The organism is Lentzea atacamensis (assembly GCF_003269295.1).
GTDB lineage: Bacteria > Actinomycetota > Actinomycetes > Mycobacteriales > Pseudonocardiaceae > Lentzea > Lentzea atacamensis.
Genome location: NZ_QLTT01000007.1, coordinates 49,709 through 73,415, shown reverse-complemented (window position 1 = coordinate 73,415; position 23,707 = coordinate 49,709). Strand labels below are relative to the sequence as shown.

Genomic DNA, 23,707 nt, shown 5'->3' with positions numbered 1-23,707 from the left:
CTAGCCCGCAAGCCTCGCGGCGAACGTCGCCACGGCAACCCGCACAGCGGCGAGCTCCACCCCGGCGTCCCCGCGCGCCTGCCACACGACGCCGTCCTGGCCGGGGAGCTTGCGCTGCAGGATCCACACACCGGGCGACTCGACGCGCTCGCGGTGCCGGATCGAGCTCTCGACGCGCTGGCTGATCGCCCGCAGCACCCGGCCGGGGTCGTCCAGGGCGAAGCGTTGCGCGGGAAGGTCTTCCAGCAGCACGACCGGGCCTTCCAGCCCGGCCTCGTGCGCCTCGACCACCCGCAGCGCGCCCTCCCACTTCACCTTGCTGATCAGGTGCCAGCCGATCCGACGGGGACCCGGCACCCACAGCCCGAGCGACGTGACGACGAGATGACCGTCCTGCACGGGAGCAGAAGCGATCACGGTCTCGTCAGGTTCCAACGATCCGGTGAACCCGTCCGGCGCGCCAGAGCCGAACAACCGGCGAAACAGCCCCACTACAGCACTCCAGCGCTCTGCTGCAGGAGTGCCTTGCGGTACTCCTCCAGCGCCACCAGGTCGCCCCACAGCGCCCGGTACTCGTCGGCGTCCTTGATCGGGGACAGCCGCCGCAACCGAGACTTCACGTCCTCGACCTGCCTGCCGACCTGCACCTCCTGCAGCCGTGCGATCACCATCGAGACGTAGCGAAACTCGTCGTTCTGCTTGACGGCCAACGGTTCCACCGCGAGCTCGGTCAGCACCGACCGCACAGAGGCGTGCGAACACGCCTGCGAGATCGCGTCCAGGTACGCCGTGCCCGCGAGCCCGGAAGAAGCGCCGCCGGCCTCGCGGATCGCGCGGTGCAGCGCCACGTAGGCGGGCTCGGTGAACGCCTCGTCCGGCAGCGAGTCGTACAGCGGACCGGCGTACTCGGGCAGCCGCAGCGCGACCTTGAGCACCTCGCGCTCCGGCACCAGCCGCGGGTCGCGCGGGTTCGGCCGCGGCGGTCCGTCGACGTCCACGCCCAGCGCGATCTGGTTCGGGTCGACGCGCTGCGCGGTGGCGACCGGCGCCTTGCCTCCGGCGACCTGCCGCACCCGCCGCACGACCATGGCCTCGTCGTCCCAGCCCACCCACCAGGCGAGCCGGGTCGCGTAGCCGTCCCGCTTGGCGCGGTCCTTGATCTGCGCGACGAACGGCACCATCTTCTTCAGCGCCTCGACGCGTCCGTCCACGGAGTCGAGGTCGTACGCCTTGAGCTGCGCCTTGATCGCGAACTCGATCAACGGCGTGCGCCGCGCCACCAGGTCGCGCACCGCGACGTCGCCCTTGGCCTGCCGCAGCTCGCACGGGTCCATGTTGTCCGGCGCCACCGCGATGTAGGTCTGCGCGGAGAACTGCTGCTCCCCCTCGAACGCCTTCAGCGCGGCCTTCTGGCCTGCCTCGTCGCCGTCGAAGGTGAAGATGACCTCGCCGTTCACGTCGTCGTCGATCAGCAGCCTGCGCAGCACGTTCATGTGGTCGATGCCGAACGCCGTGCCGCACGACGCGACCGCCGTCGGGACGCCGGCCAGGTGCATCGCCATGACGTCGGTGTAGCCCTCGACGATCACGGCCTGCTTGCGCTTCGCGATCTCCCGCTTGGCCTGGTCGAGCCCGAACAGCACCTGCGACTTCTTGTAGATCATCGACTCGCTGGTGTTGAGGTACTTCGCCTGGATCGGGTCGTCGTCGAAGATCCGCCGGGCACCGAACCCGACGACCTCGCCACCGATGTCCTTGATCGGCCACAGCAGCCGCCGGTGGAACCGGTCGATCGGACCCTGGCGGCCTTCCTTGGTGAGCTGAGACTTGATCAGCTCGGTGAGCTCGAAACCCCGCCCCAGCAGGTGCTTCGTGAGCTTGTCCCAGCCGCCGGGCGCGAACCCGCAGCCGAACTGGCGTGCCGCAGCCTCGTCGAACCCGCGCTCGGCCAGGAACTCGCGCGCCGCCTGCGCTTCCGGTGAGGCGAGCTGCTCGGCGTAGAACTCGGCCGCCACCTTGTGCGCCTCGAGGAGCCGGCTGCGCGTGCCCCGGTCGCGCTGGATCGTGACGCCGCCACCCTCGTAGGTGAGCTGGATGCCCGCCCGGTCCGCGAGCCGCTCGACGGCCTCCACGAACGACAGGTGCTCGACCTTCATCACGAAGGCGATCACGTCGCCGCCCTCACCACAGCCGAAGCAGTGGAACGTGCCGTGCGACGGGCGCACGTTGAACGAGGGCGTCTTCTCGTCGTGGAAGGGGCACAACCCCTTGAGTGCGCCTCCGCCGGCTCTCTTCAGCGATACATGGTCGCCGACGACCTCATCGATGCGGCTGCGCTCACGCACCAATGCGATGTCGCTCTCCCTGATGCGTCCTGCCACGCGTTCGAGTCTAATCCCCTGGCAAACTGCCAACCGTGACCACGGCCGACGACTTCGCGCTCCACCGGACCCACCTCATCGGCGTGGCGTACCGGCTGACCGGCAGCGTCGCGGACGCAGAGGACGCAGTGCAGGAGGCCTGGCTGCGCTTCTCCGCGGCAGAGGGCATCAGGGACGTGCGCGGCTGGCTCACGACCGTGGTGAGCCGCATCTGCCTGGACCGGTTGCGGTCCGCGGCCGTGCGCCGGGAGACCTACGTGGGTTCGTGGCTGCCGGAACCGCTGCTCACCACCGGTGAGGAGGACGACCCGCTGGCGTCGGTGGTGCGCTCCGACGGCGTGCGCATGGCCGCGCTGGTCGTGCTGGACCGGCTCACCCCCGAGCAACGCGTCGCGTTCGTGCTGCACGACGCGTTCTCGTTGTCGTTCAACGAGATCGCGGACACACTCGGCGTCTCGGAAGCCTCCGCGCGCCAGCACGCCTCGCGCGCCCGCAAGATCGTCGCGGGTGCGGAGCCCCTGCCTCGTGCGGCGCTGGCCGAGCAGCAGGAGGTGCTGGAGAAGTTCCTCCAGGCCATGGCCGGTGGCGACATCGACGCCGTCCTCGGCCTGCTGCACCCGGACGCGGTGATGATCGGCGACGGCGGCGGCAAGGTCCGCACCGCGGTCCACACGGTCGCCGGCGCGGAGAAGGTCGCCCGCTTCTTCTTCGGCCTCATCCGCAAGTACGGCTTCGAGAACGACTTCCCGGAGATGCGGCCCGTGCAGGTCAACGGCGACCTCGGTCTGATCATGGCGGCGAAGGGCGAGGCGGCGCAGCGCGTCATGACGTTCACCGTGCACGAGGGCAAGGTCAGCGCGGTCTACGACATCGCGAACCCGGACAAGCTCGGCCACGTCGACTTTTTGGTCTAGACCGCCACTGGTACCGGGATCGTTTTGACGCTAACGTTTCAGCCGTTGGTCCAGCCCAAGCCCCTGCCGCGGGTTGCAACCACCGGAGTTCGATCATGCCCGAACACGACCAGCCCACCCGCCGGGCGTTCATGGCGACTGGTGCGGCGGCAGCGATCGCGCTGACCGCCGCGGGTACCACCACCGCCCGCAGCGCCCCTCTTCCCCTCACCCCGGCCTGCGTCGAGGACGACGACACCCCGTCGAACATCGAAGGCCCCTACTTCAAGCGGAACTCCCCGCAGCGCACGAACCTGCGCACGCCCGGCGTCACCGGGGTCGTGCTCAGCCTCACCGGGTTCGTCTACACGATGAAGTGCACGCCCATCCCCAACGCACTGCTGGACTTCTGGCAGGCGGACGACCGCGGCGCGTACGACAACACCACGTTCAAGATGCGCGGCCACCAGTTCACCAACGCGTCCGGCGCGTACGTGTTGGAGACGGTCGTGCCGAAGGACTATCCGGGCCGTACCCCGCACATCCACGTCAAGGTGCAGGCGCGGGGTGGCCCGATCCTCACCACGCAGCTGTTCTTCCCGGACAACCTCAGGGCGTACGGGATGAACGTCGCCTGGCTCAACCGGCGCGACGCCTACCTCGACCGCGAGTGCGAGGTCGAGCTCGGCCCGCTCGTCGGCAACCGCTACACCGCCAAGTTCGACTTCGTCGTCGAGCGCTAGTCACCACCGCAGGCGCAGCAGCTTTCCGACGTCCCTGAGCTTCGGGATCGCGCTGACGACCTTCATCTGGATCCTGCCGGACCTGGGCAACGCGTCCAGGTACGGCAGGTCCACGCTGCGCCAGGCGTCCACAGTGGTCAGTCCGGGGTGCAGCGCCTCGACCTCGCGCGGGTCGTCCACACCCCAGTGCAGGGTCGCTCCGGCGTTGCGGACGGCGGGCACGAGCTTCTGCAGCTTGATGCCCCACGACCCGTAGACGTCGAACAGCAGCTCGCCGCTGGCGAACCTGCTGGTGATCCTTCTGATCAACGCGTGGCCTTCGTCGCGCGTGAGGTACATCGACAGACCCTCGAACACCGCCACCACCGGACGGTCGGCGGGCACCTCGGCCAGCCAGGCGTCCTCGGTCACCGACGACGCCACGAGCCGGTAGTCGCCCTGCGGCTCAGGCAGCAGCTTGTGCCGCAACGCAACGACGTCCGGCATGTCGACGTCGATCCAGCGCACGGTGTCCGGCCGTTCGATGCGATGCGCGCGCGTGTCCAGGCCACACGCGAGGTGCAGCACCGTGCAGGACGGGTTGCGCTGGAGGAACTCGCGGGTCCAGTCGTCGAGCACCTTGGCGCGGATGGCGACGCCGACCGCAGCCGTCGTGTTCATCCCGGTCTTCGCGAAGTCGTAGTCGATGCGGTCGACGGCGCGCCTCGCCTCGTTGTCGTGCAGCACGGAGGTGGCTCGTCCGCTGTCCACCGCCCGGCCGTACAACGTGGCGAGCATGGTCTCCTGGGCACCCGTCAGGGTGATCTTCTCCACCGGTCTAGTGTGCCGGTACCCGGCACGCGTCGCCGCTGGTGAATCCCTGGTCCTTGATGCCGAACGCGCTGTTGAACCGCGCCCGCTGGTTCTCCAGCGCGATCTGGTAGGTCAGCGCGACGAGTTCCTTGCGTCCCAGCAGCTTCTCCAGCTCGGCGACCTGCTCGTCCGTGACGCTGACCGGCGTGTCGGTCATCGCGTCGGCGTACGCGAGCGCCTTGCGTTCGAGGTCGGTGAAGAGCGGTGAGGTGGCGTACGAGTCGATGTGCTTCAACCGCTCGATGTCCAGGCCCCCGTGCTTCATCAGCATCGCGCCGAAGTCGACGCACCACGAGCAGCCGAGCTTCACCGCCGTCCGGTAGACGCAGAGCTCGAACAACGGCCCGTGAGCCGCCTTCTTGACCGCCAGCTCGTGCCGGCCGCTCGCGATCAGCAGCTTCGGGTGGTGCGCCATGACGGTCACCGGCTCGGGCACCGCCCCGAACTCGCGCCGCGCGAACCAGTACAGGGCCTTGGTGAGCAGGCCCGCGTCCTTCTTCGTGACTCCGTTGATCCTCGTCATGCCCATTGGACGACGCAGCTCGCTCGAACGTGACAGAGAATGCGACACCTTTGGGTGACTGGGTTGCGAGGCGGTCAGCTCATAGGGTCCTCGCATGAGCAACGACTTCGTGCTGGACATCGATCACGAGTCGGCCGGCCTGCTGGCGGGAACACTGCTGGCGGGCGACTCGTGTGCGGTGCCGGTGCGTCATCAGAACGTCCGCCTCCTGCTGTGCGCGCTCCCCGGCGAAGACGGAATGCGGCTCTTCCTGCGTCGCAACACCCCCAACTAACGGTCGTACACGGCCACGTAGTCCATGAGCAGGTCGCGCGACTTCTCGTTGTCGAGCGCGATGGCGTGCATGCGCTGAAAGACCAGCACGGCCCGTTCGACGGTGGCCGCGTCGGTGACGAGCGCCCAGTTCGCGAGGTAGACGAGCGGCGGCTCGTGCTCGTACTGGATCAGCGCGTAGTCCAGCCCGATCGCCGCCGCGCCGCCGGCGCTGGCAGGCACGATCCTGATCGACGGCGCGTGGAACAGCAGGTGCAGGACCTGGTCCTCCATCAGCCGGTTGTTGCCGACGACCGTGCGCAGCGCGTATTCGTGGATGAAGAACATGCACGGCGGCAGCTCACCATCGCGATGCAGCTCGGGCGACGGTGTGAGGCCCAGTGCGGCGGCCAGCGCTTTCGAGTAGCACTCGGTCCTCAACAGGACGGGAATGGTGACGCCGCTGAAGCAGATGATCTGCGTCGCGCCGGCCGCGGCGAGCACGACGAGCTGCTCGTCGGCACCGTGCTGGGTCATGCTGGAACGGTAAAGGCATGATCATGATCTCGCCGGGCGAAACGCTCGCCCATCAGGGCGAACAGTCCCGTCAAATGGTCACGGATGGGCGACCTGCGGGAGGAAGTGGATCGCGCCCGAGCGGGCGTGCCGGACAGCGAGCAGGAACGGCCGATCCACCTGCACCACGATCGGGTCTGCCGGACGCCTCGGCCTCGCCCCGCGCGTCAGCACGACCGGGGTCGCGGCGGCGCCCAATCGCTCGCACACCCATCCGCATCAAGCACCAGCATCTCCATCCCGGCCTCGTCGGGCGGCGCGATCGTCTGCCAGCCGTGGTGGCGCGCGTGGCCGAACCCTGCCGTCAACCTCATCGTCGGTACCTGCACGGCGCCGTCCGGCGCGGGGATCAGGCCCCTGGTCGCTTCCTCGCCGCACCGAGGACGCCAGCGAGAAGCCCAGGTTCAAGGTCAGGCGGTCGTCGGCCCACAGCGTGTTCGCCACGGCCAGTTCGGGCACGTCCAGCGCGTCGCCGGGTGGAAGTCCCCGAGCAGTGCGTCGAGTTCGGCGCGGGTCTCGCCGAGGGTGGCTTCCCCGCGAGGACGAGGGCACTGGCCATCGAGAAACGCGTTCGCGGACGCATCAGGGACGGCGACGAGGTGCAGCTTCAGGCGAAGCCGGTCCGATCAGTCAAAGAAGTCCCCCGGAAAGCCTGGTCACGGCCGGGCGACCTGCGCGAGGAAGTAGATCGCGCCGGAGCGGGCGTGCCGGACGGCGAGCAGGAACGGCCGGTCGACGTTCACCACGATCGGTTCGGTCGGGATCTCGATCGACACCGTCCGGAACGTGACGGCGGTGGCCGCCGCTCCCTCCAGCCCTTCCTCGTCGAGTCGCAGCACGGCCTCGTGGATCACGTCGTCGACGAACAGCCGTTCGTCCGGCGAGAGGCCGCTGAAGTCCGCGTTCCGCGAGAACATGCGCCGGACCCCGAGCCGCTCCAGCACGCTCTTCAGCTGGAACTTCTCCCGAACGTCCACTTTGGGCAGTGAGAGTTCCAGGTTGGTCCTGGCGGTCGCTTCGAAGACCGAAGCGTCGAGCGGCTGCTCCAGCGACTCGTCCGGCAACAGGATCACGGCCTCGACACCGGACGCGGCCGGCAACACGACCGTCTGCCAGCCGTTGCGGTGGGCGTAGCGGAACTTCTCGGTCACCTTCATCGTCGGCACGTCCACGGCGCCGCGGGGCGAGTGGAACGGTTTGGGCGCGGTCTCCCAGGCGGCGAACGGGTTCAGCCAGCCCACCTTGAGGTACAGGGCGTTGACGATGATCGCCGCGGCGTCCGGGGGCGGCGGGTTCGTCAGCAGTTCGGGGATCAGGCCGCGGGTCGTCTCGGCCACGTCGGTGTTCACGAGCTTGCGGACCGTCGTGGGATCGGAGAACGCCGTGCGCCGCACTGACTTCGTGAGCGAGAAGTCCGGATTCAGGGCCAGGTCGTCGTCGGCCCACAGCGTGTTGGCGACGGCCAGTTCCGGCATGCCCAGGGCATCGGTGGCGTCGAAGTCCGTCAGCAGCCGGTCGAGCTCGGTGCGGGTCTCTCCGCGGGCGGCCTCGCGGGCCAGCGCGAGCGCGCTGGCCACCGAGAACGGCGACCAGCACGCGTTGGAGGACGGATCAGGTACGGCGACGCGGTGCACGGTCAGAGCGAAGTCGGCCTGATCGGTCACGAGGAGCTCCCAAAAACAAACACTAGTGGCGTGGATCTGGCAGTGACATCACGATCGGATCTTCCGGGATGGGCCGCTCCCCCGCTCCTCCCATCGGCCCGAGTGGCTTGGGGTGGGGTTCGCGCACACCGGCCGAACCGTCGTCGTCACCCTCGTCGTCGAAGCCCACGGGCACGGCTTCCCTGGTCGGTCTCCGCCAGGGCCATCTTCGGCCTGGCGGTCTGCTCTCGTCCGCCATGCCTTCGAAGCTACGCCGATGCGCGGTGCCGGGCCACGGCCTGTGCGTCGGTGAGCAGCGCGACCTGGTCGATGACGACGCGAAGCCGTGCCTCGTAGGAGGAAGCGGCCGCGAACACCGGGCGGAACGCGGGATCGAGCAGTGTCGGGCGTTCCATCAACCGGGTGACGAGGTCGGCGATGAGGTCGCGTTGCGCGGCCTGCATGGCGAGGCGGGCCGGGTCGCTCATCACGTAGCGGACGGCCATCGCCTTGAGCAGCGCCACTTCCGCGGCCACCTGACGGGGGATCTCCAGGGAGGCGTTGTACCTCGTGAGGGTGCCGTCGCCGTGCACCTCGCGGGTGGCGGTGACCGCCGCGGAGGCGAAGCGGCCGACCAGTTCGCTGGTGAGGTTCTTCAACGCCACCTGCGCGCCGAGCGAGCCGTCGTACTCGTGGTCGGTCCAGTAGCCGATCACGGGCAGCGTGATCAGTTCCTCCGCGGTGGCTTCGAGCGCGGCGACGGACTCGTCGGAGAACGTCTTGGCCGCGAGTGACGCGATGGCGGCGCGTTCGTCCGGGCGGGCCAGTGCGCCGAGGCTGATGCGGTGGGCCAGGACGCCGTCCTCGACGTCGTGCACCGAGTACGCGACGTCGTCTGCCCAGTCCATCACCTGCGCCTCTATGCACCGCTCACGGTCCGGTGCGCCCGCACGCATCCACTCGAACACTTCGAGGTCGTCGTCGTACACGCCGAACTTCACCGTGCCCGGCGTGCGCGGCCACGGGTACTTCGTCGACGCGTCGAGCACCGCGCGCGTGAGGTTCAGCCCGTGCGCGGACTTGGGCTCAAGGCGGGCGAGGATGCGGAACGTCTGCGCGTTGCCTTCGAAGCCGCCGCACGGGCCGGCGAGCTCGTTGAGCGCCCTCTCGCCGTTGTGGCCGAACGGCGGATGGCCGATGTCGTGCGCGAGACCGGCGGTGTCGACGATGTCCGGGTCGCAGCCCAGTTCCTCACCGATGCCGCGGCCGATCTGCGCGACCTCCAGCGAGTGGGTCAGACGCGTGCGCGGGACACCGGTGACCTCGGAGCCTTCACCGGGACCCACGACCTGGGTCTTGCCCGCGAGCCGGCGCAACGCCGCGGAGTGCAGCACGCGCGCGCGGTCACGGGAGAACGGCGTGCGGGTGTCGGTGCGGGCACCCGGCAGCGCGGCGCTCTTCGGTTCCTCGGTGAGCAGGCGCTCCGCGTCGTGGCCGGTGTATCCCATCACCCGATTTTAGGGAGCTTGAGCTCGTCGAACACGCCGGCGTGCGCCTTCATCAGGCGGTAGTACAGCAACGCCCCGGTCTCGCGCTTGATGAAGAACCACTGCGTCTCGCGCGTCTGCACGTTCGGGCCCACGCGCGTCGGTGACGTCCACGCGCGCAGCCCAGCGTCCTCCGCCATCGTGCGAGCGCGCAGCGAGTGCCACGGGTCGCTGACGATCACGGCGGTCTTCAGGCCGCGTTCCTGGGCGACCGAGGCGACGGCCCGCAGCGACCCGAGCGTGTCCGCGCCCTCACCGACCTGCAGCACGCGGTCCTCCGGGACCCCGCGCTTGACCAGCCACAGCTTGCCGACCTGCCCCTCGGTGAAGTTGTCGCCGGGCTGGCGGCCACCGGTCGTGGCGATGTAGCCGACGACGCCCTCCTGGTAGAGGCCGAGCGCGTGCTCGAGCCGGGCCGCGAGCACGTCGGACGGGACGCCGTTGTACTGCGCGGCGCCGAGGACGATCGCCATGTCGGCCTTGGTCCAGTCGTCGACGCGCGCGACCTGCCACACGCGGAACGCCGTACCGCCCACCACGAGCACACCGATGACCAATGCGCCGAAAAGCAGGCGCAAAACGATGCGACGAATCCTGGCCAGAGGTTTCAGTGGTGGGGTCCGCACCCTTTGCATGCTTCCAGACCGGAGGAACGTCGCGTTGACGCCCCTGCGAGGATCTTCGTCATGCCTGCTGAGCAGCCCACGATCCTCGCCACCTCCGGAGGCCTGCGCGCGGGGCGCCGGACCTTCCTGGAATTCGGCAAACTGATCCACTTCGCGCTGGACCTGTCCGGCGTCGAGGGGCGCCGGCCGCGGCTCTGCTACGTCGGCACCGCCGGCGGCGACCAGCGGCACATGAACGCCAACATGGCGGAAGCGGGCAGCGTCGCCGGCGTCGACGTGTCGATGCTGAACCTCTTCACGATGCCGCCGACTGACGACCTCGAGAGCTACGTCCTCTCGCACGACGTCGTCTGGGTGGGCGGTGGCTCGGTCGCGAACCTGCTGGCGGTGTGGGAGGTGCACGGCCTCGGCGCGGTCTTCCGCAAGGCGTGGGAGGCCGGCGTGGTGCTCAGCGGTGTGTCGGCGGGCTCGATCTGCTGGCACGTGGGCGGCGCCACCGACTCGTTCGGGCGGGACCTCCGGATCGTCACGAACGGCCTCGGCTTCCTGCCCTACGGCAACGGCGTGCACTACGACTCCGAGGAGCAGCGCCGCCCGAAGATCCACGAGGCGGTGGCCGCCGGTGTGCTGCCGACGACCTACTGCACCGACGACGGCGTCGGCCTGCTCTACCGCGGCACCGAGCTCGTCGAGGCGGTGACGGAACGTCAGGGTTCCGGCGCGTACGTGGTGGTCAGGGAGGATTCTTCAGCAACCGCACAGGAGGAAAAGCTCGACACCAGGCTCCTGTGAGACGGACCTTGGATGTGTGCGCTGGGCTCTGATCCTCTTCCTCGCGGCGGCCGTCTACGTCGTCCCGGACGCCGCGCCGTGCCTTGCGCACGCGAAGCCGTCAGCTGATATATCGCGCGGTCCTGATGTATTGGATACCGGCGACAGCCCCGATATATCGCACACCGCACCTGACGTATCGCATACGAGTCCTGATATATCGGATACGGGCTCGCGGTCTGCGGTATCCAATATATCGCCGACTGATATATCGAATATCGCTGCGGCGGGCGGCGCGTCCGACGTCGGCGTCGCCGTCCTCGACCTCGACACCGGCCAGGTGGTCTCGCAACACGGCGACCAGCCGTTCTACTCGGCGTCGCTGTCGAAGCTCATCCTCGCCGTCGACGCGTTGCAACAGCCGTTGTCCGACGACGACCAGGACCTGATCCATCGCGCGTTGAGCGTGAGCGACGACAACGCGATGGACGTGCTGTGGACGAGGTTCGACGGCATGGACGCCATCGGCCACGTCGCCACCGCAGCGGGACTCACCGGCACCCACGCGCCGGAAGACCCGTCGCAGTGGGGCGAGGTCGTCATCACCGCGAACGACATGGTCCGGCTCTACCAGTACATCCTCGGCTCGCCGGTGCGAGACACGATCGTCGCGGCGCTGTCGTCCGCCACGCCCACCGCCGCCGATGGCTTCAACCAGGCTTTCGGCCTGCTCGGCGTCACCGGCGCCTACGCCAAGCAGGGCTGGATGTACTACCTGCCGAGCGACGTCTACCTGCACAGCGCAGGTGTCCTCGGCAACCGCTACGCCGTCGCCGTCCTCACCACCAGCCCGACGGGTTCCTGGACCACGGCCAGGCAGTCGATCAACGCCGTCTCCACGGCCCTGCTGGCGAAGCTGGGCGTCAACGGCTGACCGGCCGCTTCCGCCCGCGCCACAGCCAGTCCTGGGCGCCGGTGTACTCCCGCACCACGGCAAGCGCGATCACGAGGAGCACGACCGCTCCGAAGACCAGCGCGCCGAACAGCATCCCCACCGCGCCGCACAACGAGGCGAACTTGGCCACGGCGAACCCGCTCGCGGCAGGAAGTACGAAGTACATGCCGAGATTGCTCCGCCGCGCCGCGTGGACGTCCGTCACCCGCCCCAGCCGCATCCCGAGCAGCACCGGCGTGAGCGTCACCGCCAGACCGATGAGCTCCAGCATCAGCAAACGCGACGGCGCAGCGAACGCAATCACCACCACACCGATCGACAACACGACGCCCACCACGACGAGCACCGTGCCGAGCACCCTGAACTGCTGCGCCAGCGCACCGGTGTCCGGCATCAGCGGCCCGTACTCGTCCACGACGATCTTGTGCACGGCCTGGCTGCCCACCACGGCGAGGATCAGTGCGCAGACCACCGGCACCACGAGCACGAACAGGAGACCCACCGCGAAGTCCCCCGGTCTTTCAGTGGACTCAAGGGCGTACACGAACCAGTAAAACGGGAAGAAGGTCGCCATCGCGATGCAGTCGAGCACGACGAACACATGCCGCAACCGAGCAGCCGCCGCCGCGTCGGCGAGCCGCGTCGCCACCACGCCGCCCGCCACCGCACACAGGCACACCAGCATCCCGGTCGCCGCCGTGGCGACGAGCACCAGCGGGTTCTCGACCTCGGCCCGCGCCGCGACGACCACCACCCAGGTGGCGAGCACCAGGCCCACCGCGGCCTGGACGAGGCCTCGTCTTCTGATCCGCTCCCCCGTCATGCCTTCTACACGCGAGCGCGCTCCAGGACGTTGCCCGCGGCGAAGCGCCCGCCACGGGTCATGCGCGAACGCCAGAACACCACACCCGGCCGTGCCACGACCGGGGCGTCGCAGCCGCCGGCGGGTCCGTCACCGACATCCGGACGAAGACCGCGTCGTCTCCGACCGGACGCCGGAACACCAGCACCGGGCTGCTCAGCAGCCGATCAGGCGAGCGGCGAGGTACGACTCGAGCTGGTCCATCGCGACGCGCTCCTGCGACATCGTGTCGCGCTCCCGCACCGTCACGGCGAGGTCGGTGAGCGTGTCGAAGTCGACCGTCACGCAGAACGGCGTGCCGATCTCGTCCTGACGGCGGTAGCGGCGGCCGATGGCACCGGCGTCGTCGAAGTCGACGTTCCAGTTGCGGCGCAGCGCCGTCGCCAGGTCGCGGGCCTTGGGCGACAGCTCCGCGTTGCGCGACAGGGGCAGCACGGCCACCTTGATCGGCGCCAACCGCCTGTCGAGCTTCAGGACGACGCGCTTGTCCACGCCGCCCTTGGCGTTCGGGGCCTCGTCCTCGACGTAGGCCTCCAGGAGGAACGCCATCATCGGGCGGCCGACGCCGGCTGCCGGCTCGATGACGAACGGCTTGTAGCGCGAGTTCGTGGCCTGGTCGAAGTACGACAGGTCGACGCCCGACGCGTTCGAGTGCGTGGTGAGGTCGAAGTCGGTGCGGTTCGCGATGCCCTCGAGCTCACCCCACTCCTGGCCGCCGAACTGGAAGCGGTACTCGATGTCCACGGTGCGCTTCGAGTAGTGCGAGAGCTTCTCCTGCGGGTGCTCGTAGTGCCGCAGGTTCTCCTTCGCGATGCCCAGGTCCGTGTACCAGCGGGTGCGCTCGTCGATCCAGTACTGGTGCCACTCTTCGTCCGTGCCGGGCTCGACGAAGAACTCCATCTCCATCTGCTCGAACTCGCGGGTGCGGAAGATGAAGTTGCCCGGCGTGATCTCGTTGCGGAACGACTTGCCGATCTGGCCGATGCCGAACGGCGGCTTCTTGCGCGACGTCGTCTGCACGTTCAGGAAGTTCGTGAAGATGCCCTGCGCGGTCTCCGGGCGCAGGTAGTGCAGGCCCTCCTCGGTCTCGACCGGACCGAGGTGCGTCTTGAGCAGGCCGTTGAACATCTTCGGCTCGGTGTACTTGCCGCGCACGCCGCAGTTGGGGCACGGCACGTCCGACACATCGCCCTCGGCGACGTCCTTGCCGGTGCGCTCGGCGTACTCCTCGGACAGCGTGTCCGCACGGAACCGCTTGTGGCAGGACTCGCACTCGATCAGCGGGTCGACGAACGCCTCGACGTGACCGGAGGCGACCCACACGTCACGCGGCAGGATGACCGACGAGTCCAGGCCCACGACGTCCTCGCGGCCGCGGACCATGAAGTTCCACCACTGGCGCTTGATGTTGTCCTTGAGCTCGACGCCCAGTGGTCCGTAGTCCCACGCCGAGCGGGTACCGCCGTAGATCTCCCCGCACGGGTAGACGAACCCCCTGCGCTTGCAGAGGCTGACAACGGTCTCGATGCGATCGGCGGCCAACGGGAACTCCATCGGGGGAATCAGATTCGGGGGTGTCAGCCTAGCCCGTCACGTTGCGCCCCGAACGGGCGACCGGAGCCTTACGCTGCACGAATGGAAGACCGGCTGCGAGAGCTGTGGGACTTCGCCGACCTGGACGGCACCGAGGCGAGGTTCCGTGCGCTCCTCAACAACGTGGAGACCGACGACGAGCGCGCGGAGGTGCTGACGCAGCTCGCCCGCGTCGAGGGCCTGCGGGAGAACTTCGCCGCAGGTCACGCTCTCGTCGACGAGGCGGAGACCCTCATCGCCCCCGACTCGACGGGCCGGGTGCGGGTACTGCTCGAACGCGGCAGACTGCACCGCTCCGGCGGCGATGCCGAGGCCGCGCAACCGTTGTTCGTGGCGGCGTTCATCCTGGCCAAGACGCGCGGTGACCTGTCGCTGGCGGTCGACGCCGCGCACATGGCGTCGCTGGTCGACGACCCGGAGAAGTGGACGAAGCAGGGCCTCGAACTGGTCGAGGCCAACCCGGAGCTGTCGAGGTGGCTGGGCCCGCTGCACAACAACCTCGGCTGGTACTACTACGAGAACGAGCGCTTCGACGAGGCGCTGGAAGCCTTCGAGAAGACCCCGGAGGCGTACGCGGAGAGCGGCAAGGCCAAGACGCTGCACGCGTTGGGCCGCAAGGAAGAAGCCGCCGAAGCCGCACGCAGGGCGCTGGAGCTCCTCCCCCACGACTCGCACGAGGAGTGGGTCAGGGAGATGGAGGCTATCGCCGCGGGGTAGCCGGTCCACCCGCTTCGCCGAGCCGCACCGTGAACGCGTCCTCGGCGAGCAGGCTCGTGTGCGTCTCGACCTGGCCGCCGGCGCTCGTCAGCGTCGGCTCGTACATCGCGGGCTCGTCGGTCAGCGCCTCGGACAGCAACGGGATCACGTGTTCGCGCACGGGGAACGGCGACATCGCACGCCGATAAGCCACCACGGACTCGAACTCGACCGTCAGCACCCACCGGTCGTCCTCGTCGGTGGACCTCGCCAACGTGCCCTTCTCGCACCCCGGCTGAGCGGTCAGGAGCTTCAGCGCGAGCTCCACCCGCGAGGTGAACGTCTCTGGGTCGGATACGCGGAAGCGGCACACGAGCAGCACGGTGCAAGGATGGCACGGTGACCTCCAAGCGCCCTCTGCTGCCCGGCGACGGCCCGCTCGCGCGCGTCCGCCCGGTCGTGGCGTTCCTGCTCGTGCTCGGGCTGTTCATCACCGGTGTCCTGGTCGGCGGCACGGTGGGAGCAGTGCTGTTAGGTGTACTGATCATCGGTGCGGGAGCCCTGCTCGCGGCCACCTGGAAGGTACTTTCCCCAGGTCAACGCACGTTGCGCGTGGTGGTCCTGCTGATACTGCTCGTCATCACCGTAGAATTGGTTGTGAAAATCCCTACCAGGTGAGGTGTGCCGCCATGACCGTCCAGCTGCACGGCGAGCACTCCCCCGAACGCGAGGCCCCCGCACCCGCACCGCGCAGAGCCGCGCACACCCTGGCCGAGGCCGGCGACCTGCTGCGCGCACTGGCCGCGCCGGTCCGCATCGCCATCGTCCTGCAGCTGCGCGAGCACGACCGCTGCGTGCACGAGCTGGTCGAGGCGCTGGGCGTGGCCCAGCCGCTGATCAGCCAGCACCTGCGCGTGCTGAAGTCCGCGGGTGTGGTGCACGGTGAACGACATGGCCGCGAGGTCGTGTATCGACTGGTAGACGAACACCTGGCGCACATCGTGGTCGACGCGGTGACGCACGTCGAGGAGAAGTTGTGACCGGACTGAGGTCCACCAAGCAGCGCACTGCCGTCTCGAACCTGCTCGACCAGCTCGACGACTTCCGCAGCGCGCAGGAACTGCACGAGGAACTACGCCGCCGAGGCGAGGGCATCGGCCTGACCACGGTCTACCGCACCCTGCAGTCCCTCGCGGACGCGGGCCAGGTCGACGTCCTGCGCACCGACTCGGGCGAGGCCATCTACCGCCGTTGCTCGGCCCACCACCACCATCACCTCGTGTGCCGCCACTGCGGCCGCACGGTGGAGGTGGAGGGCCCCGCCGTCGAGAAGTGGGCGGACCGGGTGGCGGCCGAGAACGGGTTCTCCGAGGTCAGCCACACCGTCGAGATCTTCGGCACGTGCGCGGAGTGCACGGCCAAGCTGAAGGACGCCTAGTTAGCCCGACGTCACGCGGCGGGAAGGCACCCGCCGCGTGACGAGACGGGTCTGCTAGGACTCGTAGGGCTCAGCAGGCTCCTGCACCGGCGTCGACGACTCCACCGTGAAGCTCGGCACCCACGAGTTCTTCTCGGACGCCGACTTCGGCACGACCTGACCGGTCACTTCCACCCACTGCTCGTTCGGCAGCGACGGCACGTCCCCGGCCAGCTTCACCTTCAACGGCCGCGCGTCCGCCGCGCAGCAGGAGATCGCGAGCCGCGCGACGAACGTGTCCCCGTCCGCCCGCGTCAGGAACCCGGTCAGCTTCACGCGACGGCCGTCCAGCGTCCCCGACTCGTCCCACGCCGTGCGCGTGACGAACTCGGTCATGGACAACGGGATGACGTCTCCGGCCGGCAGTTCGCCCAGCAGGTTGCGGGACCGCTGCGTCTGGTTCGTGTCCGCCGCGGAGCTCACGACGTCGCCGCCGAGCGCTGGTGGCGAGATCAGGAACACCGCGAGCACCGGCAGCAGCATCAGCCAGGTCGAGCGCGACGAGTGCGAGTGGCCGTGCTCGTCGTCCGAGACGGCCTTGCCGCGGCGGATGTCCCTGATGATCGCGAACAGCGCGAGGCCGATCATGATCGTGCCGGCCGCGATCAGCAGCGGCAGCAGGCCCTTCTGCACGTAGCGCAGGTAAAGGCCCGAGAAGCTGATCTTCAGCAGCGCGCCGCCGAGCAGCACCAGCAGGATGTTCTGGGTTTCCCGCCTCACAGCAGCACCACTCCCGTCGCGACAGCGCACAAGATCGCCACTACGAAGGTAGCCGGTGCGAAGCGGAAGGCGAAGGACTTGCCGAACGCACCCGCCTGCAGCGCGATCAGCTTCACGTCGACGGCGGGGCCGACGACCAGGAAGACCAGGCGCGGCAACAGCGGCAGCGCCGAGAAGGCCACCGCCACGAACGCGTCGGCCTCGGAGCACAGCGCCAGGATCACGGCCAGGAACGCCATCACCAGCACGCCCAGCACGATCTGGCCGCCGAGCGTCTGCATCCAGGCGACAGGCACGAACGTCTTGAACGCCGCCGCGAACAGGCCGCCCAGCACCAGGAACCCACCGGCGTCCACGAGGTCGTGGCGCGCGCTCTCGGCGAAGACGGCCCACTTGTTGGTGCCGGGATGATCCTGCATGCGGGCGAGGGCGCGCTCGGCGATCCACTCCGCCTTGCCGAACCGCACCCACAGCCAGCCCATGACCATCGCGGTCAGCAACGAGGCGACGAACCGCGCGACGACCATCATCGGGGCATCGTTGAACGCCACCGCCGTCGACACCAGCACGATCGGGTTCACCGCCGGCGCCGCCAGCAGGAACGTCAGCGCCACCGCCGGCGCGACACCCTGCTGCATCAGCCGCCGCGCGACGGGCACCGAGGCGCACTCGCAGCCCGGCAGAGCCACGCCCGCGACACCCGCCACCGGTACCGCCAGCGCCGTCTTCGAGGGCAGCAGCTTGCGCAGCGCCGAAGCCGGCACGAACGCCGCGATGGCACCGGAGATCAGCACGCCCAGCACCAGGAACGGCATGGCCTGCACGCAGATCGCGACGAACACCGTCGACGCGGTCCGCAGCTTCGGCACATCGAGAAGATCGACCAGCCGGGACTGGAAGAGCAGTGCGAGAACGAGGATCCCGCACAGCACCTCCAACGACGTGATCTTCAGCCGAGGCGGGCCGGAGCGCCGCTTCGACGAGCGGATCTCGCCGGTGATCGTCATTCCGCGTCCAGGTCCAGCAAGCGCCGGTACGTGCGCGCCATGCCCTCGCGGATCTCCTCGGGCGACGGCGGCTCGGCGAACTCGGCCTCTTCCTCTTCGAGGTCCTCCTCGTCGTCGAAGTCGACGGGAGTGCCGTTGACGGTCTCCTCGTCGTCCTCTTCCTCGAGGGCGGCCTCACGGAGCTCCTCGATCGTGGCGCTCACGTCCTCGGCCGACAGGGCGGGCAGCATCGGCTTCACGATGGCCAGCACGCCACCCTCGGCGTCGTCCAGCGCCACGGCCTCCGCCAGCGCGACGGCGTGGTCGCGCTCGTACGGGCCGCAGATGAACGAGTCCCAGTCGTCGCCGCCCGACGGCTCGAACGTCACGGTCCACGGGAACTCGTTGACGTCCGCGTCCTCTTCCGGCTCGTAAATGATCACGCCACCCATCGAGGGTCCTTTCTCAAGAAAAGCGGGAGAGGAGCTCGCCGCGCACCTGCGAGGCGGTCGACACAACCAGCATGAGCAGCGTGCTCAGCGGCTCCGGTTTGAGGCCGTCCGCCGGGAACGCGTAGCGCAGCATGACATCGGTCCCCCGTTCGGACGCGATGACGCCGAGCGTGCCGAAAAGGCCCTGACCTGCGCGTTCGGCGACCCACACCGCCGCATCGGCCGGCAGGTCCCACGCGACGACGCAGGTCAGCGAGAGCACCGTCAGCCCGTCGGCCAGTTCCATGCCCTGCACGGCGCACGGCACGTCGCCGTGGCGGAAGCTCAGCGCGCCGTCGTCGTCCACGGAGACGTCGTGGAACAGCTCCAGCGCCTTGCGCGCGGCCTCGAGAGCCTCACCGCTCGCGTTCACGACACCTCCGAATCGGGCTTGTCGATCGCACCACCGAAGCGGCGGTCGCGCTCGGCGAACTTCTCGACCGCGCGCCACAGGTCGCGGCGGTCGAAGTCGGGCCAGAGGATGTCCTGGAACACCAGCTCGGCGTACGCGGACTGCCACAGCATGAAGTTCGAGGTGCGCTGCTCGCCCGACGGACGGATGAACAGGTCCACGTCCGGCATCTCGGGCTGGTAGAGGTAGCGCGCGACGGTCTTCTCGTCGACCTTGTCGGGGTTGAGCTGCCCGGCGGCGGCCAGCCTCGCGATCTCGCGGGCGGCGTCACCGATCTCGGCGCGGCCGCCGTAGTTGATGCACATCGCGAGGTTGAGCTGGTCGTTGTCGCGGGTGCGCTCCTCCGCGACCTCCAGCTCCTTGATGACGCTGCGCCACAACCGCGGCCGGCGACCGGCCCACCGCACCCGCACGCCCAGTTCGTCGAGCTCGTCGGTGCGGTGGTGGATGACGTCGCGCGAGAAGCCCATGAGGAACCGGACCTCTTCGGGGCTGCGGCGCCAGTTCTCGGTGGAGAAGGCGTACAGCGACAGCCACTTCACGCCCATCTCGATGGCGCCCTTGGCGACCTCGACGACGACCTGCTCGCCACGCTTGTGGCCCTCGACCCGCGACAGTCCGCGCTGGTTGGCCCAGCGGCCGTTGCCGTCCATCACGATCGCGATGTGCTTCGGCACGAACTCGGCGGGAATCGCCGGGGGCGTCGCGCCGGACGGGTGCGGCTCCGGCGGGCGCGGTACGCGCTTCTCGCGCTCGGAGCGGCGGCGACGCAGCATGGGGCTCGGCATCCTTTCAACGGGACCGTGATCGGTGGCCGCCACATTAGCCGCTACCGCCGCTTGCCCTTCTCCCATCCCCCGGGTACTGCCGGTGAAAGCCGATCAGCCCGACGAGCCGTCGTCCTTGGCCTTTCGCTCCACCAACGGCAACGATCGCAGCTGCCGTTCCAGGTGCCACTGCAGGTGCGCCGCGACCAGCCCGCTCGCGTCACGACGGGCCACGTGCGGAATCTCGTCGACCACGCCCCACTGCCCGTGCAGCAGTGCCGAGAGCAACGTCAGCGTGTCCGCGGACGGCGACGCCGAGCCGGGCGGGCGGCAGTTCGGGCAGCACGTGCCACCGGCCTGGACGCTGAACGCCCGGTGCGGGCCGGGTGTGCCGCACTTCGCGCACTCGTTCACGGCGGGCGCCCAACCGGCGAACGCCATGGCACGCATCAGGAAGGCGTCCAGCAGCAGCGACGGATCCCGTTCGGCAGCGGCCAACGCTCTCAAAGCGCCTGTCACGAGCAGGTAGAGCCGCACGACCGGTTCGCCCTCTTCGGAGGTGAGGCGGTCAGCGGTCTCGAGGATCGCGCACGCGGCCGTGTAGCGCTGGTAGTCGTTGACGATGCCCACGCCGAACGCGTCCAGCGTCTGCACCTGGGTGATGATGTCGAGCGATCGGCCGGGGTGGAACTGCACGTCGACGTGGCAGAACGGCTCCAGCCGCGCGCCGAACTTCGACGACGTGCGGCGCACGCCCTTTGCCACGGCGCGGAGCTTGCCGTGGCGCTGGGTCAGGAAGGTGATGATCCGGTCCGCTTCACCGAGCTTCTGCACGCGCAGCACGATTCCGGTGTCGCGGTACAGGTTGGCCATAGTGCCGTGACCTCCAGACTTTGCCCCGTGTTTCGCCGGTCAGACGGGCGCATCGCGGTGCCGGCCCCGCGTCCTCATACTGGTTGTCCGTGGGCGTGGGGCCGGTGCCGCGAGGTGCCCTGCTGAGCGTCGGAAGACACGGCGAAGGCTGGTGGTCGCGGCACTAGAAGCCCAGGCGGCGCAACTGTTTCGGATCGCGCTGCCAGTCCTTGGCGATCTTGATGTGCAGGTCCAGGTACACCCGCATGCCCAGCAGCGCCTCGATCTGCTTGCGCGCGGTCATGCCGACCTGCTTGAGCCGCTCACCCCGGTGCCCGAGGATGATCGCCTTCTGCGACGGCCGTTCCACGAACACGAACGCGTGGATGTCCATCAGGTCGTCACGACCCTCGCGCGGCATCATCTCCTCGACCACCACGGCGATGGAGTGCGGCAGCTCGTCGCGCACGCCCTCCAACGCGGCCTCGCGGATCAGCTCGGCGACCAGGGTCTGCTCGGGCTCGTCGGTGAGATCGCCGTCCGGGAACAGCTGCGGGCCCTCCGGCAGCTTGCCCAGCAGCAGGTCGCTCAGCTTGTCGACCTGGAAGCCGTCGACCGCGGACACCGGGATGATCTCGGCGAACTCCATGACCTTCTGCAGCGCGAGCAGCTGCTCCATCACCTGCTGCTGCGAGACCAGGTCCGTCTTGGTGACGATGCCGACCACGGGCGTGCGCTTGGCGACCTTCTCGAGCTCGGCGGCGATGAACTTGTCACCGGGGCCGACCTTCTGGTCCGCGGGCACGCAGAAGCCGACGACGTCGACCTCCGACCACGTCTCGCGCACCAGGTCGTTGAGCCGCTGGCCGAGCAGCGTGCGCGGCCGGTGCAGGCCGGGGGTGTCCACGAGCACGAGCTGGCCGTCGGGGCGGTGCACGATGCCGCGGATCGTGTGACGGGTGGTCTGCGGCTTGTTCGACGTGATGGCGACCTTCGTGCCCACCAGCGCGTTCGTCAGCGTCGACTTCCCTGCGTTCGGGCGGCCGACGAAGCACGCGAACCCGGAGCGGTAACCATCCATCGGTCCATTGTCCCTGGGACCGGCAACGAGGTTGTTGCCGGTCCCGCCAGAACTACCCGATCAAGTCAGGACCAGGCCTTCTGGTGCAGCCAGCGATCGGCGCGGTGATGAAGCCGTCGATGCGGTTCGGCCCCCGCGACGCGGCGGCGCGGCCGACGGTGAAGAGGTCGAGCCGGCCGGGCCCCACGTCGTGACGGTGGGCGTCCAGTAGATCCTCCCGCCCAGCCCGTACCAGTTGCTCCACGCCGCCTGTGCCGCCGGCGCGGAAAAGAAAAGCGTGCCCACGGCGACCGCGAGCACGCTGAACAACACAGCCAAACGTCTCATCAGCACTTCCCCCAGGGTTGTGGGCGAGACCAGGCGACGGCTCCGCTCCCCAGGGGCTATCGGACCACGTCGGCGACTTCTCCCGCCGAAGTCGCACGAATGATCGGCGCAGTTGCCGCGAGGTCCCGCACGACCGAGACCGAACCCTCGTCCAGCGCCCCGGCGTCGGTCACCACGACCGCGGCCTCGAGGCCTTCCGCACCGCTCGACACGGCGGCGGCCACGGCGGCCTGCAACGCGGTGAGCTGCAGAGACGGCAACGAGACGGTGGACGCGTTGTACGTGCGGCCATCGAGGTCCCGCACGGCCGCACCCTCCGCAGCGCCGTTGCGCGCACGGACGGACCGCGCGAGCGTCACGAGCTTGGCGTCCTCGGGATCGATGTCAGTGGTCATCTTCTTCTGTCTCCTTCTGCACAGGGCGCACGAGCACAGTGGTGACGCGGATGCGCCCGCGTTCGTCCTTGCCGCCTTCCGCCCGCATGCGCAGGCCCGCGATCTCGGCCTCGGTGCCGGGCAGGGGCACGCGCCCGAGCCGTTGCGCGAGCAGGCCGCCGACGGTCTCGACCTCGTGGTCGTCCAGCTCGGTGCCGAACAACGCGTCCAGGTCGTCGACCGGCAGGCGCGCGCTGACCCGGACGGCGCCGTCGGGCAGGTGCTCGACCGGCGGGCGGTCGTCGGTGTCGGACTCGTCCGTGATCTCGCCGACGATCTCCTCGAGGATGTCCTCGATGGTCAGCAGGCCCGCGGTGCCGCCGTACTCGTCGACGACGATCGCCATGTGGCGGCGGGACACCTGCATCTCGCGCAGCAGGTCCGCGATCGGCTTCGAGTCCGGGATGAAGCTCATCGGGCGCATCAGCTCGGCGACGCTCTTCGGGTCCTCGTCGTCGGCGAGCGTGGCCCGCATGAGGTCCTTCAGGTTCACCACGCCGAGCACGTCGTCGACGCTCTCCCCGATCACCGGGACGCGCGTGTAGCCGGTGCGCAACGACAGCGCGAGCGCCTGCCGCACCGACTTCGACTGCTCGATCCACACGATCTCGGTGCGCGGCACCATGACCTCGCGCGCGATGGTGTCGCCCAGCTCGAACACCGAGTGGATCATCTCGCGCTCGCCCTCGTCGACGACGCCGCGTTCCTGCGCCATGTCGACGAGCTCGCGCAGCTCCACCTCGGAGGAGAACGGGCCCTCGCGGAAGCCCTTGCCGGGCGTGATCGCGTTACCGATGAGGATCAGCAGCTTGCTGAGCGGCCCGAGCACGCGGCCGAGCTGACGGACCGTGCCCGCAGCGAGCAGGCTCACGCCGTACGGATGCTGACGGCCGATGGTGCGCGGTCCGACACCGACGAGCACGTACGACACGACGAGCATGCTCAGGCACGAGTACAGGACGGCCGTCCAGAGCTGGTCGACGTACTGCAGGAAGACCGTCGTGACCAAGACCGCCGCCAGCATCTCGCAGAACAGGCGCAGCAACAGCAACAGGTTGACGTGCCGCGGACGGTCGTTGAGGACCTGCAGCAGCTGCCCGGTGCCCCAGCGGCCCTGCCGTTGCAGGGCCTCGACCCGTGCGCGTGACACCGTGCCGAGGGCTGCGTCCACACACGCGAAGACACCGGCGGCGAGCACGAGCAAGACGGCCAGCACAATGACGCCGGCTGGGTTCTCGCTCATGCGC

31 protein-coding genes are annotated in these 23,707 nt (G+C 69.0%); 9 read left to right on the top strand and 22 right to left on the bottom strand.

All coding sequences use genetic code 11. The features are described 5' to 3' along the window. Together C8D87_RS29115 and dnaG are read right to left on the bottom strand one after the other, a co-directional pair. Positions 1-492 carry a hypothetical protein gene (locus tag C8D87_RS29115; RefSeq protein ID WP_112229107.1) on the bottom strand — a complete coding sequence of 164 codons (492 nt, stop codon included), beginning with the start codon at positions 490-492 and terminating at the stop codon, positions 1-3. Then, positions 492-2,381, bottom strand: coding sequence for a DNA primase (gene dnaG, locus C8D87_RS29110; protein ID WP_109641128.1), 1,890 nt, complete (start codon positions 2,379-2,381; stop codon positions 492-494). Before dnaG ends, C8D87_RS29115 begins: the two co-directional genes overlap by 1 nt. Before the next feature lie 26 nt (positions 2,382-2,407). Here dnaG and C8D87_RS29105 point away from each other — a divergent pair, with 26 nt between their 5' ends. Both C8D87_RS29105 and C8D87_RS29100 read left to right on the top strand, forming a co-directional pair. Then, positions 2,408-3,295 (top strand): sigma-70 family RNA polymerase sigma factor, encoded by an 888-nt coding sequence (locus tag C8D87_RS29105; protein ID WP_112229106.1) that lies wholly within the window; start codon positions 2,408-2,410, stop codon positions 3,293-3,295. Between the two features lie 95 nt (positions 3,296-3,390). Further along, positions 3,391-4,017 (top strand): dioxygenase family protein, encoded by a 627-nt coding sequence (locus tag C8D87_RS29100; RefSeq protein ID WP_146771900.1) that lies wholly within the window; start codon positions 3,391-3,393, stop codon positions 4,015-4,017. Here C8D87_RS29100 and C8D87_RS29095 read toward each other — a convergent pair whose 3' ends face one another. Both C8D87_RS29095 and C8D87_RS29090 read right to left on the bottom strand, forming a co-directional pair. After that, entirely contained in the window at positions 4,018-4,830 is an 813-nt protein-coding gene (locus C8D87_RS29095; RefSeq protein ID WP_233442344.1) for a class I SAM-dependent methyltransferase, read from the bottom strand. A 4-nt stretch (positions 4,831-4,834) separates the two neighbouring features. Then, positions 4,835-5,392, bottom strand: coding sequence for a carboxymuconolactone decarboxylase family protein (locus tag C8D87_RS29090; RefSeq protein WP_112229324.1), 558 nt, complete (start codon positions 5,390-5,392; stop codon positions 4,835-4,837). Positions 5,393-5,486: 94 nt separating this feature from the next. On the opposite strand from C8D87_RS29090, the gene C8D87_RS29085 reads away from it, so the two are divergent. Further along, positions 5,487-5,666, top strand: a complete 180-nt coding sequence (locus C8D87_RS29085) for a hypothetical protein (protein WP_030472123.1) — start codon at positions 5,487-5,489, stop codon at positions 5,664-5,666. Here C8D87_RS29085 and C8D87_RS29080 read toward each other — a convergent pair. The 5 genes from C8D87_RS29080 to C8D87_RS29055 form a co-directional block, all read right to left on the bottom strand. After that, entirely contained in the window at positions 5,663-6,181 is a 519-nt protein-coding gene (locus C8D87_RS29080) for a Scr1 family TA system antitoxin-like transcriptional regulator (RefSeq protein ID WP_109641125.1), read from the bottom strand. The two genes, C8D87_RS29085 and C8D87_RS29080, sit on opposite strands and share 4 nt — an antisense overlap. A gap of 78 nt (positions 6,182-6,259) precedes the next feature. Next, a complete protein-coding gene (locus C8D87_RS29075) occupies positions 6,260-6,430 on the bottom strand; it encodes a serpin family protein (RefSeq protein ID WP_112229105.1) in 171 nt (56 codons plus the stop codon). Between the two features lie 446 nt (positions 6,431-6,876). Next, on the bottom strand, positions 6,877-7,884 hold the full coding sequence (locus C8D87_RS29065) for a serpin family protein (protein WP_112229104.1): 1,008 nt from the start codon (positions 7,882-7,884) through the stop codon (positions 6,877-6,879). Between the two features lie 248 nt (positions 7,885-8,132). Beyond that, positions 8,133-9,371 (bottom strand): deoxyguanosinetriphosphate triphosphohydrolase, encoded by a 1,239-nt coding sequence (locus C8D87_RS29060; RefSeq protein WP_112229103.1) that lies wholly within the window; start codon positions 9,369-9,371, stop codon positions 8,133-8,135. Then, positions 9,371-10,045 carry a YdcF family protein gene (locus tag C8D87_RS29055; RefSeq protein ID WP_109641122.1) on the bottom strand — a complete coding sequence of 225 codons (675 nt, stop codon included), beginning with the start codon at positions 10,043-10,045 and terminating at the stop codon, positions 9,371-9,373. The genes C8D87_RS29060 and C8D87_RS29055 overlap by 1 nt, the downstream gene beginning before the upstream one ends. Positions 10,046-10,096: 51 nt before the next feature. On the opposite strand from C8D87_RS29055, the gene C8D87_RS29050 reads away from it, so the two are divergent. After that, on the top strand, positions 10,097-10,828 hold the full coding sequence (locus C8D87_RS29050; protein ID WP_109641121.1) for a Type 1 glutamine amidotransferase-like domain-containing protein: 732 nt from the start codon (positions 10,097-10,099) through the stop codon (positions 10,826-10,828). Between the two features lie 16 nt (positions 10,829-10,844). Next, positions 10,845-11,741, top strand: coding sequence for a serine hydrolase (locus C8D87_RS29045; RefSeq protein WP_146771899.1), 897 nt, complete (start codon positions 10,845-10,847; stop codon positions 11,739-11,741). Here the strand turns inward: C8D87_RS29045 and C8D87_RS29040 are convergent. Together C8D87_RS29040 and C8D87_RS29035 are read right to left on the bottom strand one after the other, a co-directional pair. Then, entirely contained in the window at positions 11,731-12,585 is an 855-nt protein-coding gene (locus C8D87_RS29040) for a hypothetical protein (protein ID WP_146771898.1), read from the bottom strand. The genes C8D87_RS29045 and C8D87_RS29040 overlap by 11 nt on opposite strands. A 195-nt stretch (positions 12,586-12,780) precedes the next feature. Continuing rightward, the gene (locus C8D87_RS29035) at positions 12,781-14,166 is read right to left on the bottom strand and encodes a glycine--tRNA ligase (RefSeq protein ID WP_109641281.1); all 1,386 of its coding nucleotides are present in this window, start codon (positions 14,164-14,166) and stop codon (positions 12,781-12,783) included. 93 nt (positions 14,167-14,259) lie between these two features. Between C8D87_RS29035 and C8D87_RS29030 the strand changes: the two genes are divergently transcribed. Beyond that, positions 14,260-14,934 carry a tetratricopeptide repeat protein gene (locus C8D87_RS29030; RefSeq protein ID WP_112229100.1) on the top strand — a complete coding sequence of 225 codons (675 nt, stop codon included), beginning with the start codon at positions 14,260-14,262 and terminating at the stop codon, positions 14,932-14,934. On the opposite strand, the gene C8D87_RS29025 is transcribed toward C8D87_RS29030, so the two are convergent. Beyond that, entirely contained in the window at positions 14,918-15,295 is a 378-nt protein-coding gene (locus tag C8D87_RS29025; RefSeq protein ID WP_112229099.1) for an antibiotic biosynthesis monooxygenase family protein, read from the bottom strand. The genes C8D87_RS29030 and C8D87_RS29025 overlap by 17 nt on opposite strands. A 17-nt stretch (positions 15,296-15,312) precedes the next feature. Between C8D87_RS29025 and C8D87_RS29020 the strand changes: the two genes are divergently transcribed. From C8D87_RS29020 to C8D87_RS29010, 3 genes are read left to right on the top strand one after another with little or no spacing between them, the layout of a single operon-like run. Then, positions 15,313-15,591, top strand: coding sequence for a hypothetical protein (locus C8D87_RS29020; protein ID WP_109641116.1), 279 nt, complete (start codon positions 15,313-15,315; stop codon positions 15,589-15,591). Positions 15,592-15,602: 11 nt separating this feature from the next. Continuing rightward, positions 15,603-15,953, top strand: coding sequence for an ArsR/SmtB family transcription factor (locus C8D87_RS29015; RefSeq protein ID WP_109641115.1), 351 nt, complete (start codon positions 15,603-15,605; stop codon positions 15,951-15,953). After that, entirely contained in the window at positions 15,950-16,351 is a 402-nt protein-coding gene (locus C8D87_RS29010; protein ID WP_109641114.1) for a Fur family transcriptional regulator, read from the top strand. Before C8D87_RS29015 ends, C8D87_RS29010 begins: the two co-directional genes overlap by 4 nt. A gap of 54 nt (positions 16,352-16,405) precedes the next feature. Here C8D87_RS29010 and C8D87_RS29005 read toward each other — a convergent pair whose 3' ends face one another. The 10 genes from C8D87_RS29005 to C8D87_RS28965 all read right to left on the bottom strand — a co-directional run bounded on the left by C8D87_RS29005 (position 16,406) and on the right by C8D87_RS28965 (position 23,703). Continuing rightward, the gene (locus tag C8D87_RS29005) at positions 16,406-17,110 is read right to left on the bottom strand and encodes a TIGR03943 family putative permease subunit (protein ID WP_112229098.1); all 705 of its coding nucleotides are present in this window, start codon (positions 17,108-17,110) and stop codon (positions 16,406-16,408) included. Then, on the bottom strand, positions 17,107-18,117 hold the full coding sequence (locus C8D87_RS29000; protein ID WP_112229097.1) for a permease: 1,011 nt from the start codon (positions 18,115-18,117) through the stop codon (positions 17,107-17,109). The genes C8D87_RS29005 and C8D87_RS29000 overlap by 4 nt, the downstream gene beginning before the upstream one ends. After that, a complete protein-coding gene (locus tag C8D87_RS47135) occupies positions 18,114-18,548 on the bottom strand; it encodes a hypothetical protein (RefSeq protein ID WP_112229096.1) in 435 nt (144 codons plus the stop codon). The genes C8D87_RS29000 and C8D87_RS47135 overlap by 4 nt, the downstream gene beginning before the upstream one ends. A gap of 13 nt (positions 18,549-18,561) precedes the next feature. Beyond that, entirely contained in the window at positions 18,562-18,960 is a 399-nt protein-coding gene (locus C8D87_RS28990) for a YbjN domain-containing protein (RefSeq protein WP_109641110.1), read from the bottom strand. Then, the gene (locus C8D87_RS28985) at positions 18,957-19,775 is read right to left on the bottom strand and encodes an isoprenyl transferase (protein ID WP_109641109.1); all 819 of its coding nucleotides are present in this window, start codon (positions 19,773-19,775) and stop codon (positions 18,957-18,959) included. The genes C8D87_RS28990 and C8D87_RS28985 overlap by 4 nt, the downstream gene beginning before the upstream one ends. 105 nt (positions 19,776-19,880) lie before the next feature. Continuing rightward, on the bottom strand, positions 19,881-20,639 hold the full coding sequence (recO, locus tag C8D87_RS28980; RefSeq protein ID WP_109641108.1) for a DNA repair protein RecO: 759 nt from the start codon (positions 20,637-20,639) through the stop codon (positions 19,881-19,883). Between the two features lie 163 nt (positions 20,640-20,802). Further along, complete coding sequence (era, locus tag C8D87_RS28975) at positions 20,803-21,699, bottom strand: GTPase Era (protein ID WP_109641107.1); 897 nt, start codon at positions 21,697-21,699, stop codon at positions 20,803-20,805. A gap of 52 nt (positions 21,700-21,751) precedes the next feature. Then, a complete protein-coding gene (locus tag C8D87_RS48710; protein ID WP_267899891.1) occupies positions 21,752-21,886 on the bottom strand; it encodes a hypothetical protein in 135 nt (44 codons plus the stop codon). 196 nt (positions 21,887-22,082) lie between these two features. Continuing rightward, positions 22,083-22,421, bottom strand: coding sequence for a cytidine deaminase (locus tag C8D87_RS28970; protein ID WP_109641106.1), 339 nt, complete (start codon positions 22,419-22,421; stop codon positions 22,083-22,085). Beyond that, positions 22,411-23,703: a hemolysin family protein gene (locus C8D87_RS28965; protein ID WP_109641105.1), complete on the bottom strand. Its 1,293-nt coding sequence runs from the start codon at positions 23,701-23,703 to the stop codon at positions 22,411-22,413. The genes C8D87_RS28970 and C8D87_RS28965 overlap by 11 nt, the downstream gene beginning before the upstream one ends. Positions 23,704-23,707: the final 4 nt, after the last annotated feature.